Source organism: Pseudomonas beijingensis, assembly GCF_030687295.1.
GTDB classification, from domain to species: Bacteria; Pseudomonadota; Gammaproteobacteria; order Pseudomonadales; family Pseudomonadaceae; genus Aquipseudomonas; species Aquipseudomonas beijingensis.
On record NZ_CP117425.1, the window covers coordinates 4,337,165 to 4,349,299 of the forward strand.

Below are 12,135 nucleotides of genomic sequence, written 5' to 3' on the forward strand. Positions count from 1 at the left end.
CGGGCAAGCCCGCTCCCACACAGCTTCGGGGGTGAACACAAATCTTGCATACACCCGAGATCCCCTGTGGGAGCGAGCTTGCTCGCGATAGCGATATCAGGCGAATACGATCCCGTCGCCGCCAACCTGACCGATACCAACCCCTACCAGGGTCACGGAACTGTCGCCGACCTTAAGCAGCGTGTCATTGCCCACTTGTGACAGGTAATCGCTGTAGTCGTGGCCTGCCCCGGCGCCGGGTACGCCAAGGAACACCAGCTTGTCCCCCGCCCCATAACCACTGATCCGGTCCTGGCCGAACGCACCGTTGAAAAGGAAGGTGTCGCTGCCACCGCCCGATTGCATCAGGTCGTTGCCCGCACCTCCAACGAAGGTGTCGTTACCCGCGCCGCCCACCAGCACATCGTTGCCGTCGTGACCGAACAGCCAGTCCCCCTTTGCTCCCGCCACCAGGGTGTCGTTGGCCGCACTGCCCTTGACCGAAGACGCATACGCGGTCAGATTGCCGCCCGCCACCAAACCATTGGCGGTGACGCTATGGCTCACCTCATTCTTGAGCAGTCCCCAGAATAATCCGGGCTCTTTACTGACCAAGGTACCGATGTCGCGGGTGATGCTGATCGCGCCATGGGCATCGCGCATGTACAGCGTTCCGGCCCCGTCATGGGCAAAGCTGAAATCCTTCACCGACTGCTGCAGTTGCAGGCTGTTGCTGCCCTGCCCGCCCAGTATCACGTTGTAACCACCACCATCGCGGAAGGTGTCGTTGCCGGCGCGGCCTTCCAGGTAGTCGCTGCCCTTGCCGCCCTGGATCAGGTCATTGCTGTCGCTGCCGATGATGAACGTGCTGCCGGTGTGGGCTTCGGCGTTGCGGTTGAGGTCCTGCACCCAGGTATTGGCGCGCGCGGGGTCTGACAGGTTGGCGACGATAACGGTGGAGTCTTTTTCGGTGAGGTCGTAGAACGCCGAGCTCATGATCCGGCCCATGCCATCGCCGTAGCCGCTGGGCAAGTGGGAAATCCAAGTGGGGATGTTGAGAATCGAGAACGGCAACACGTTCCATGCCGCCGAAGCGTAGTGGTCGTTGAAGCTGACGATGTTGTTGGTGGCCGACTCCTGTTGCCCATCGTGCACTCCCAACGACGCGAGGTTGAACGTCGAACCATCCAGGACGCGGAACACCGGATCGTTCTCGTAACCGATATTCAAGACCTTGTCGGTACTGCTCTGGGTTGGCGAAGCGTAGGCGATGTAGTTGGCATCGGCGTAGAAGCCCGACCATTGGCTGGTGCTCAAGTCCGCCAGACTGTTGACCGCCAGCCCACCCAGGCTGTGACCGCTGACCAGCACGTCCGCGCCGGTCAGGCCATGGGCCTGGGCAAACTTGGCGACGTCTGCGAGCAGATTGCCGAAGGCTTCGCCCGCGTAGTTTTTGGCGTAATCCTTCGGTCCGAAGGCCGCCAGTAAATCGCTGATCGCATCGCCTATGGAGTCAACGATCAAGTTCTCTCTTGGGCCGCTGGTGCCACGAAACGACACACCGATTTCCGTCAGATGCCCATCGGCGTCGTACTTGCCAAGGATCTCCGCCTGCGCCGTGGTGTAGCCGGCCTTCTCGCCGAAGAACGTCCCCCGTCCATCGACCTTGCCGGTATAGCCCAGTTGCGAGGCGCTGATGGGCGTCCAACCGGCCTTTTGCACCGCTTCCAAGGCGAGTTTTTCCGAGTCGGGGTTCCACGGCACGCCGGGGATCACCCCTTGGGAATCAGTGCCGCCGAACAGCGCGGTGACCAGGGTCGCCGGCAATCCGGCGCCGAAACCGTTGTCCTGGTACCCGGCGGCAAAGCCGTTGTCGAGGTTGTGATAGGAATACAGCATGATTGCCATCGCATCGCTGACCAATGCTTTGGATTCGGTGGTGCCGAAGTTCTTGTAGTCGTAGATACCCATGGTTGTTGCCCTCTTTTTGTTGTTGGAATGCTAGAACCGGGTGGTACAGCTTTTTGTGGCCAGAGATTGCTCCCGCTGGAGTGCGAAGCGCTCCCAGGCTTTTTGGGGCCGCTGCGCAACCCAGCGGGAGCAATCCCTGGTCACAAAGGCAACGCGCTGGTCATTGAATTGCCCCCTGGGACACAAACGCCTCGTCCACCTTCGCCAAGTCCTGCGGGCCAAGAGTGCCGGCGTAGTAATGCAGCTTGGTCCAGGCCATGAGGTAGTCGTAGCGGGCCTGGGCCAGGTCGCGGCGGGTGGTGTAGAGCTGTTGCTCGGCATTGAGTGCGTCAAGGTTGACCCGTTCGCCACCAAGGATGCTTTGCCGGGTCGATACCACCAGCGCCTCGGCGGAGCTGAGGGCCTTCTGGTAGGCGCGCAGTTTGTTCATCCCCGACACGCAAGCGCTGAACTGACGGCGCAGTTCAATCAGCGTCTCGCGGGTCTTGGCCTCCAGCTCGTATTCGGCCTGCTCCATGTTGCGGCTGGCCTGACGGGTCGACGCCGAGACCCCACCGCCGGCATACAGCGGCACGCTGACTTCCAGGCCGATGGTGTTGGTGTCGTAGCGCTGGTTGTAGGTGTTGCCACTTTCCGATTCGTTCTGGCGCATCGTCGCGTAGGCACTGACCTTGGGCAGGTGTCCGGCGCGGTTGCGTTCGACCTCGAAGCGCGCCACATCCACCGCCTGGCGCTGGGACGCCAGGCTGGGGTTATTGCTCACGGCCAACTCATGCCAGGTGTCGAAACTGGCCGGTTGCAAGACAAAGGTCTGGAAGGTGTCGTGCAACGGGGCCAGGTCGCCGATATCCAGGGCCGGGACGCCTATCAGCGAGCCGAGCTCACGCAAGGCGGCGTCCTGCTCGTCCCTCGCCTCGATTTCTTCGGCGATTGCCAGTTCATAGCGCGCCTGCGCCTCGAGGATGTCGGTGCGCGTGCCTTCGCCCTGGCGAAACAGCTGTTCGTTTTGCTGGAATTGCTGCTCAAACGCCTTTTTCTTGGCCTGGGCAATGTCGATCTGGTCCTGGGCAAACAACGCCTGGGTGTACTGGCCCAGCACCCGCACCAACAGCGCCTGGCTCTTGTCCCGAAAACTTTCGTCGGCGAACAACGCCTGGGCCACGCCCTTTCGGTAGGCCGCGTATGCCTCGTAGTCCAGCAAGGGTTGTTGCAGCGTCAGACTGGAGCCGTAGCTGCTGTAGTTGCGATCGTCATGCTGGCTGGCACCACGGTCATTGAGGTACGTGACCTTGGATTGGTTGCGGCCCTTGTTGTAGCTATAGCCCAAATGCGGCAACAGCCCGGCGCGGCCAATGGCGCGGTTCTCCAGGCCCGCATCGCGCTCCTTGATCGCGCCCAGGTAGGCCGGGTCATTGCGCAGCGCCTGCTCATAGAACTCGAAGGGCCCCATGGCCCAGGCGTTGTTGCACACGGAAACGGCCAGCACGGCCACCCAATAGAAACGCTTCATACCGCCAGGCTTCCTTATTCTTCGGTCAACGCAGAGCCTGCTCGGTCGAGCAGCGGCTTGAACAGGTAGTTGAGCAACGAGCGCTCGCCGGTGCGTACGAACATTTCGGCCGGCATGCCGGGTTTGATCACCAAGCCGTTGAGCTTGTCCATCGCCACGTCGCTGACGCTGCTGCGCAGCACGTAGTACGGCGCGCCGGTCTTCTCATCGAGCATCTGGTCGGCGGAAATCAGGCTGACTTCCCCAGGCACCCGCGGCGTGCGGTTCTGGTTGAAGGCGGTAAACAGGATGTCCACCGGCAAATGCGGGCCGACCTTGTCGATCAGGTGCACCGGTAGATGCCCTTCCACTTCCAGCCGCGTGCCCTGGGGGACGATTTCCAGCAAGGTGTCGCCCTGGCGCACCACCGCGCCTTCGGTGTGCACCCCCAGGTTCACGGCGATGCCGTCGGCGGTGGCGAGGATCTCGCTGTGTTGCAGCTCGAACCCGGCGGATTTCAGTTGCTGTTGCAGGGTTTCACTCTTGAGCTGGGCCTCGGCCAACTGACTGCGCACCTCTTTCTGGTATTCCTCGTTGTGCTGCTGCAGCTTCAGGCGCGACTCGACGATCCCCTGCTCCACTCGCCCGCTTTCGCCGCTGTTCTGCGCCAGTTCCTGCTGCACTTGCGACAGCTGGCGTTGATAGTCCAGCAGGCGGTTGCGCGGGATGTAGCCGTTGTCCGCCAAGGGTTGCAGGTTGCCCAGTTGCAGGCGCAGGGAGTCAGCCTGGGCGGTCAAGTCGCTGCGGGCCCGGCGCATGCCTGCCAGTTGCGCCGTGGCCCCTTCGATGTTGGCGCGCAACGCCGCCTGCTCCCGGGCGAAGGCTTCGCGGCGACTGCTGAACAGTTGCCGCTGGCCTTCGAGCACCAGGGCCAGGCGTGGATCGGGATCGCGACTCAACTCTGCCGGGAAGCTCACCTGCAACAGGTTGTCCCGCTCGCTTTGCCAACGCGCCAGGCTGGCCCAGGTCATCCGGTACTGCGCTTGCAGCGATTGCACATCGGCGGCGGCCTGGGTCTGGTCCAAGCGGAACAGCGGCTGGCCCTGCTTCACCACCTCGCCTTCGCGCACCAGGATCCTGCTGACCACACCACCGCTCATCGACTGCACGGCCTTGCGCTTGCCGGAAACCACCACGGTGCCTTGCACGGGGATGCCCTGGTCCAGCGGCGCCAGGCTGGCCCAGGTGAAAAAACTGCCGGCCCCCACCAACGCCAGTACCCAGCCCATGCGAGTGAAGAAACGGGCGTCGCGCTCCGGGCGCTCGAAGTCCTGGGCCAATTCGAGATTCATCTCGCACTCCTTGCTCATACGCCACCCGGTTTGCCGACTGCCTGGTACTGGCGACTCATGCTCAGTCCGTTGGGGGTCGCCGGGGGGCCGTTTGGCGGTGAATGGCGCGGCGCGTTGCCCTGTGAATCCGGCTGCCCGGACAGTGCCCGCAGCACCTGCTGGCTCGGGCCGAAGGCCTGTAGCCGACCTTCATCAAGCACCAGCAACTTGTCGGCCTGGGCCAATACCGAGGAACGATGGGTGATCAGCACGACGCTGGTGCCTTGGGCCTTCATCTGCGCAATGGCCCCGGCGAGCGCGGCCTCGCCAACCGTGTCGAGGTTGGAGTTGGGCTCGTCGAGCACCACCAGGCTCGGCCGGTCGTACATCGCCCGGGCCAGGGCGACCCGTTGCTTCTGCCCGCCGGACAAACCGCTGCCGTCTTCCCCCAGCACGGTGTCGTAGCCCTGGGGCATGCGCAGGATCAACTCATGGACGCCGGCCTGTTGCGCGGCGGCGACGACTTTTTGCGGGTCGGCCTCGCGAAAGCGGGCGATGTTCTCGGCGATGCTGCCGCTGAACAGCTCGATGTCCTGGGGCAGATAGCCGATATACGGGCCGAGCTGGTCGCGATTCCAGCGATGAATATCCGCCCCATCGAGCCGCACCTTTCCCCCCAGTGTCGGCCACACGCCGACCAGCACACGAGCCAGGGTGGATTTACCGGAGCCCGAAGCCCCCAGAATCCCGAGGACTTCCCCCGCCGCCAGGCTGAAGCTGACCTGCTGCAGGGTGGCATTGCGTTGCCCCGGCGGGCCAGCGCTCACCTGCTCGAAACTCAGCTGGCCCTTGGGCGGCGGCAGCGCCATCGCATCATCCTGTGACGGGTAAGCCTGCAACAGCGCATCGAGGCGGCGATAGGCGAGCTTGGCTCCGCTCCACTGCTTCCACACGGCAATCAACTGGTCGATGGGGCTCAACACCCGGCCCATCAGGATCGAGCCGGCAATCATCATTCCGGCGGTCATCTCGCCCTTGATCACCAACAGCGCGCCCAACCCCAGCACCAGCGACTGCAAGCACAGACGCAGAGTCTTGCTCAAGGCACTGATCACCGCGCCGGTGTCACTGGCCTGGTTTTGCAGACCGAGAAAACGCGAGTGCACGGCGAACCAGCGGCTGCGTAGCGCGTCGAGCATGCCCATGGCCTGGATGGTCTCGGCATTGTGCAAATGGCTGGTGGCCAGTTGGCTGGACCGTTGTGAGTAGACACTGGCCTGCCCCAACGTTTTTTTGGTCATGGCTTCGTTCAGGCAGGCCAGGCCGATCAGCAGCAGTGTGCCGACGGTGGCGAATACACCGAGCCAGACGTTGAACAGATAAATCACGAGCAAGTAAATGGGGAACCATGGCGCGTCGAAGAACGCGAACAATGCAGGTCCCGTGACAAATTGGCGAACATGGGTAAGGTCGCCCAGGGACTGCCCTGCATTGCCCTCGCCCTGACACAGATTGCGCTCGAACGCAGCTTTGTACACTTGGAGGTTGAAGCGTCTTTCCAACTGACTGCCGATGCGGATGACAATGAAGCTGCGCACTATTTCCAACAGTCCGATGAACACAAAGAACCCGACCACCATCAACGACAACATCGCCAGGGTGGTTTCGTTTTGGGATGACAACCCGCGGTCATACACTTGGAGCATGTATATCGACGGCGCAAGCATCAAGACGTTAATCAATGCAGTAAAACAACCGACACTGATCAGAATGTGTTTATAAGCGCCCAGCGCTTTAAACAACGGCACGGCGACAGCGCCCCGGCTCTTAGTCATGGATCTTCCTGCTGTTGGCTTCGCCGGATATCCGGCTGTTATGCACTACCAATCTTTAATTATTCAATCGGCCCCGGCCGATGCGCACGCCTGATTGAACATACGCGTCTCGCCCTGGGACAATCGTAACAATTTGTTAACGCTGGATCGGCCGCTCAAGCCTGAGTGTCAGGCCGGACTTCAAAGTGACCTGATAATGATGTTCTTGGCGCAACCCCAGGTGCACTCTAGAGTTCTGTCTGCCAATCAGGGAAAGACCATCGGGTTCGGTAAACCAATGGACCGGTTCATCCCCCAGCCAGTGGCCCAGGCATTCGGTTTGTCCGCCCAGGGTTTGGTCCGCCTTGAGCTCGACAAGGCAGGTGTTGGATGGTTTGTCCTGCATCGCCTGGCTTTGCGCAGTGTCCTGCGGGCTCGACAGAACGGCCTGCCACTGACCGGCCAACTGCGAGGGTTCTGCTAACAACAGGCTGCGCGCCATGGCGACTTCTCCACAAAACATCATCAACGTAGCGAGCAACCCGGCGGTTGCCTGAACGCTACAGGGCATCGATTCTCTACGCATTGGCTTGATCCTGGCTGGGTCCTGTAGGCGCTGTCGAGCGAAGCGAGGCTGCGATCTTTCCCCTAGCACTTGAGTCTCAAGCGAAAAGATCGCAGCCTGCGGCAGCTCCTACAGGGATTTCAGCATTACGCCACGATGTCCGAAACGGCTGCCTGGCCGACGGTGCTGACCAGGAAGTCAGCCACGCCGTGCCCGGAGAAGTCCACCGACAACAGGCTGTTGCCACCCGATGTCGACAGCACCGTATCCCCCGCCGCACCGGTGAAGGCGCTGACAAAATGCAGGCCCGCACCCTTGGTGATGCCCGTCAGATCGATCTTGTCCAGGCCGCTGACGAAATCGAGGATCTGGTCCGTCGCCCCCGGCCGTGAGTCGGAACTGGCGGCGAACACAAAAGTGTCCGAACCCGAGCCGCCCCAAAGCTTGTCCGAGCCACCGGCGCCCCAAAGGATATCGTTGCCGGCACCGCCCTTGAGTTCGTTGGCCACCGCATTGCCGATCAGCAAGTCGCTGCCCGAACCGCCGATAGCATTTTCGATGACTGCCCCTTGGGCGATGGACACGTTACCCACCATGCCCCCCACGTCGGAGAACGAGGCGTCATTGAGGTTGATTTTCTGGTTCTGGGTAAACCCGGAGAAATCCAGGGTGTCGCGGCCGCCCGCGTCCCATACCGAAAACACCACTTTGTCCGACGACGAAGAGGCACTGAGAAAATCGCGGCCGGTGTTGGAGTTGAAACCGTAGGTCGAGTCGCCGGTACGGGTCGTGGTGTTGGCACCGTAGAGCTTCTGGATGGCCGCGATGTCATCCATCAGCGGGCCCGAGGCGTAGGCTTCGACGCCGCCCTTGCTGAAGTTCTGGTTGGTATTGCTTTCGCTCCAGTAGCTCATGACGCTGTAGCCACGGGTATCCTGGCCATAGGTGGCGTCATCGTAGCTCGGACTGCCTTCACCTGCGTTGTAGTCACCCGGGTGGGCCAGGCCGAGGGTGTGACCGATTTCGTGGGTCAGGGTCTGGCGGCCGTAATTGTTCAGGTCCGGGTTCTTGTTCTGGGTGTAGCTGCTGTTGATCAGGTACCAGGACGTCCCGTCATAACCGGCGCCAGTCCCCGGCAGATAAGCGAACGCCGCGGCGCCATCCTGGCCGCCGCTGTAGTTGCCGAAGGTCATGTGACCGTCGCCACCGCTGGTTTTTTCGGTGAAGGTGACATTGGCCACGTCCGCCCAGGATTGCATGGCCAGGGCGGCCTGGCCTTTCTGCTGGACGCTGAACTGGCTGAAGCCGCTGATCCCATGCTTGTTCATGGTGCTGGAAGAGGCAGACGTCAGGAAGGTATAGGTCAGCTCGATCTTGCCGCTGCCGTCCCGGTCCTGGTAAGCCGCGCCGTCGCGCAGCAATTGAGTGGCCGCCTCGTCGACGGAGTACGACGGTTTGCCGTTGACGGTCAGGTTGCCGCCGCGGTCGTATTGATGGCTGAAACTATTGATCTGGTTGAACGCATTACTGGGCGCCGCCAATTGCGGAGCCCAGAGCAGTTGTTCGGCAGAATCAATAGCGCTGTTTTTGACTTTCGACATAAACACACTTCCTTGTTTGCTAATGGAACAGTTTTAGTCAGACAGGCGATCTCTGGCGAGATCGTCCTATCACTCGCCCAATGAGGACGCAAGAAACCTGACACAATTTGAAATCAAACGTCTAGCAATTTTTTCGATCAATTTCACGTCGATTCCCTTAACGCCCAGAAACAATAGGTTTCTACCTTCTTAGTGCGCACGCTCAACTGCCCGAGTTACAGATTGTCGGACAAAACTCTATTTAAATATTAAATATCCATAACTAGGCATTTGCGCACGGCGCCGCACTTTCGCCAACTAAGTGCCAGCGAAGTGCTATTAATGAATATCTACTAAGACCACTATGGTTTACTTGCGCACACTTCCCGCAAACAGCCCCGAAGCCAGCGATGCACGGGGTCGGCGTCCATTCGCGGATGCCAGAGCATGGCGATCGTGAATCCAGGCACCGGGAACGGCAGCGCGAAACTGTGCAGACCGACCCGCAGGCTGGTGGTGTAGCGCTCAGGCACGCTGGCAATCAGGTCGCTGGAGCGCGCCAGCCCCAACGCCGAAGAGAAACCTGGCACGGTGGTGACGATTTCCCGGGACAGGTCCAGCGCCGCCAGGGCCTGGTCGATAAGGCCATGGTCCAGGCCGCGCATCGAGACGCCGACATGCACGCCCGCCGCATAACCGGGGGCACTCACCGCCGCGTGGCTCAACGGGTGACCCGTGCGCACCACGCCAATCAAACGGTCGCTGAACAACGCCTGGGTTCGCAGTTCCGGGCTGGTGTCCTTGTCCACCACGGCGGTCTCCAGGTCCACGGTGCCTTCGCGAAGCGCCGTGCTGTCCCGGTCGGTCTTTTCCACGAAACGCAACCGCACGCCCGGCGCTTGCTCGTGGATACGGGCGATCAGGTCGATGGCGAAGTTTTCCACGAATCCTTCACGGGTGCGCAGCGTGAACGTACGGTTCAACCGGCCAAGGTCCGGGGTCGCCACTGGCCGCAGCACCGCCTGGGCCTGCAGCACCAGTTGGCTGACCTGCTCGCGCAACTCCAGTGCACGGGGTGTCGGCACCAGCCCTCGCCCAGCCCTTACCAACAGCGGGTCACCGGTGGTTTCGCGTAACCGCGCCAATGCCCGGCTCATGGCCGATGGGCTGAGCCGCAACCGTCGGGCGGCGCGGGCCACGCTGCCTTCCGAGAGCAGCACATCGAGGGTGACGAGTAGATTGAGGTCAGGCGAAGACATGGCGGAGTCTCAAGTTGAGTAGATGGCGTCTGGTGCAGCTATAACCTGCAAACGCTGCGTCTTCCGCCATGTTATGCCCAGCTGTAATGTTCTGACAGCGCCGTTTAGAGCGCCACGGATACAGGTGAAACGATGAAACCCATCAACACGCAACCAAACCCGCCGGCAACCGCAACCGCAAACCGGCTCTTTTCACCTCGCTGGGCTTTGGCCAGCCTTGCGCTCTCAACGTTGCTGGCCTCCCTGGGCGCCAGTGTGGCCGCAGTGGCGTTGCCGACGCTGGCCCAGGTCCTCGATGCCTCTTTCCAACAGGTGCAATGGGTGGTGCTGGCCTATCTGCTCGCCATGACCACGCTGATTGTCAGCGTCGGCCGCTTGGGCGATCTGATGGGTCGTCGCAAGCTGCTATTGGTCGGTATCGCCCTGTTCACCTTGGCCTCGGCGTTGTGCGGCCTGGCTCCCTCGCTTTGGTTGCTGGTCGCGGGTCGGGCACTGCAAGGCCTGGGGGCTGCCATCATGATGACGCTGACCCTGGCCCTGGTCGGCGAAACAGTCGCCCAGGAGAAAACCGGCAGCGCCATGGGCCTGCTGGCCACGCTGTCGGCGGTGGGCACGGCCTTTGGGCCGTCCTTCGGCGGCCTGCTGATCAGCGAGTTCGGTTGGCAGGCCTTGTTTTTGGTCAACCTCCCCCTCGGCCTGCTGACGTTAGGGCTGGCGTGGTACGCGCTACCGATGCGGCAAGTGCCGCCGAAGGCTGAAGCGACTCGCTTCGATATCACCGGCACAGTGCTGTTGGCGTTGACGCTCGCCACCTATGCCTTGGCCATGACCTCCGGGCGCGGAAACTTTGGCGGGTTGAATGTTGCGTTGTTACTGGCCGCGCTGGTGGGCGGCGGGCTGTTCGTTCGGGTCCAGTCCCGGTCCGTGTCGCCGCTGATTCCCTTGGCAGTCTTTCGCGACAAGTCATTGGTTTCGGGCCTGGCGACGAGCGCCCTGGTCGCAACGATCATGATGGCGACGCTGCTGGTCGGGCCTTTTTACCTGTCCATCGCCCTCGGACTGCCAGCGGCCCTCGTCGGGCTGGTGCTGGCGACAGGGCCGTGCGTCGCAGCGCTGGCCGGAGTGCCTGCCGGACGCCTGGCGGACCGGTTCGGCGTGCAGCCCATGCGACTCGCCGGCCTGGCGACCATGGCCCTCGGCTGCCTGATGCTGTCACTGGTTGCCCCTGCCCTTGGCATCGCCGGCTATATCACCGCCATCGTGGTCACGACCCTGGGCTACGCGTTTTTCCAGACGGCCAACAACACGGCCGTCATGGCCGATGTGGCCGCCCAGAGGCGGGGTGTCATAGCCGGGCTGCTCAACCTGTCGCGCAACTTGGGTTTCTTCACCGGAGCCTCCGTGCTCGGCGCGGTGTTTGCGACTGTAGCGGCGACAAATGACATCACCCGCGCCAGCCCCGAGGCCGTGACGAACGGGTTGCACACGACCTTCGCCGTCGCCCTGGCGATGGCGATCCTGGCCGTGGTCATCGCCTTGAAATACCGCGTGCCAGAGCAGTTCGGCGAAGCCAAGGACACCCGTAGCCAAGTGTGATGGCATTCTGAGTATTGCCGCTTAAGTCGTGATCCGGATCAAAAAAAGTGAACCAATCGCAAAACGGACTGAAAAAATCCACATGAGCTTCATTTTCAGGTGCTATTTTTAGTTCTCACTGGTAGAGCCATGATGGCTCTTCCTTCCTGACATGAGCAAAAGGAAGCGCTCGATTGAAGAAGGCGGGCAACACATGAATAAAGGATCTTTCAGCAAGGTTACGTTCCCCAACGCTTGCCAGTTGATGCGCTGGCACTTCCATCCCATGGGATTCGAAGCGAGCATGGATGCGCCTGGCAGTATGGTTGCCCGGTTGTTTGACCGTGCCAGCGGCGAGACGATGATCGCCATTGCGGGGATCCCCTGCGCGACGGTGATGAATGCGCCGGATGTGGAGCGAATAATCGAGCGCGGTAGAGGCCGAGCTGGAAGCGTTTGTGCCACCGGTGGGGTTGCGGCGGTTTGCTTCCTGACAAGGGTGATGTTGATCATTTAAAAAGCGGCGCCTTCCTCTTTTGTGGAAGGCGCCGTTTTTTTGGGCTTGGGTTTTG

The 12,135-nt window shown here is 61.5% G+C and carries 8 protein-coding genes and 1 pseudogene; 2 read left to right on the plus strand and 7 right to left on the minus strand.

All coding sequences use genetic code 11. The features are described 5' to 3' along the window. Positions 1-96: 96 nt before the first annotated feature. From PSH84_RS19475 to PSH84_RS19505, 7 genes are all read right to left on the minus strand, one after another. Entirely contained in the window at positions 97-1,950 is a 1,854-nt protein-coding gene (locus PSH84_RS19475) for a polyurethane esterase (RefSeq protein ID WP_305467073.1), read from the minus strand. A 160-nt stretch (positions 1,951-2,110) separates the two neighbouring features. Beyond that, the gene (locus tag PSH84_RS19480) at positions 2,111-3,460 is read right to left on the minus strand and encodes a TolC family outer membrane protein (protein ID WP_122566919.1); all 1,350 of its coding nucleotides are present in this window, start codon (positions 3,458-3,460) and stop codon (positions 2,111-2,113) included. A gap of 14 nt (positions 3,461-3,474) precedes the next feature. Then, complete coding sequence (locus PSH84_RS19485) at positions 3,475-4,809, minus strand: HlyD family type I secretion periplasmic adaptor subunit (protein ID WP_122566920.1); 1,335 nt, start codon at positions 4,807-4,809, stop codon at positions 3,475-3,477. Next, positions 4,806-6,605: a type I secretion system permease/ATPase gene (locus tag PSH84_RS19490; protein WP_305481608.1), complete on the minus strand. Its 1,800-nt coding sequence runs from the start codon at positions 6,603-6,605 to the stop codon at positions 4,806-4,808. Before PSH84_RS19490 ends, PSH84_RS19485 begins: the two co-directional genes overlap by 4 nt. A gap of 136 nt (positions 6,606-6,741) precedes the next feature. Beyond that, positions 6,742-7,170, minus strand: a complete 429-nt coding sequence (locus PSH84_RS19495) for an AprI/Inh family metalloprotease inhibitor (protein ID WP_354338954.1) — start codon at positions 7,168-7,170, stop codon at positions 6,742-6,744. Between the two features lie 125 nt (positions 7,171-7,295). Then, the gene (locus tag PSH84_RS19500) at positions 7,296-8,750 is read right to left on the minus strand and encodes a serralysin family metalloprotease (protein ID WP_122566922.1); all 1,455 of its coding nucleotides are present in this window, start codon (positions 8,748-8,750) and stop codon (positions 7,296-7,298) included. Positions 8,751-9,091: 341 nt separating this feature from the next. Further along, the gene (locus PSH84_RS19505) at positions 9,092-9,988 is read right to left on the minus strand and encodes a LysR family transcriptional regulator (protein WP_305481609.1); all 897 of its coding nucleotides are present in this window, start codon (positions 9,986-9,988) and stop codon (positions 9,092-9,094) included. 132 nt (positions 9,989-10,120) lie between these two features. Here PSH84_RS19505 and PSH84_RS19510 point away from each other — a divergent pair, with 132 nt between their 5' ends. Together PSH84_RS19510 and PSH84_RS19515 are read left to right on the plus strand one after the other, a co-directional pair. Beyond that, complete coding sequence (locus tag PSH84_RS19510) at positions 10,121-11,584, plus strand: MFS transporter (protein ID WP_305481610.1); 1,464 nt, start codon at positions 10,121-10,123, stop codon at positions 11,582-11,584. A 193-nt stretch (positions 11,585-11,777) separates the two neighbouring features. Then, positions 11,778-12,057, plus strand: a pseudogene (locus PSH84_RS19515) (DUF1652 domain-containing protein). Positions 12,058-12,135 lie beyond the last annotated feature (78 nt).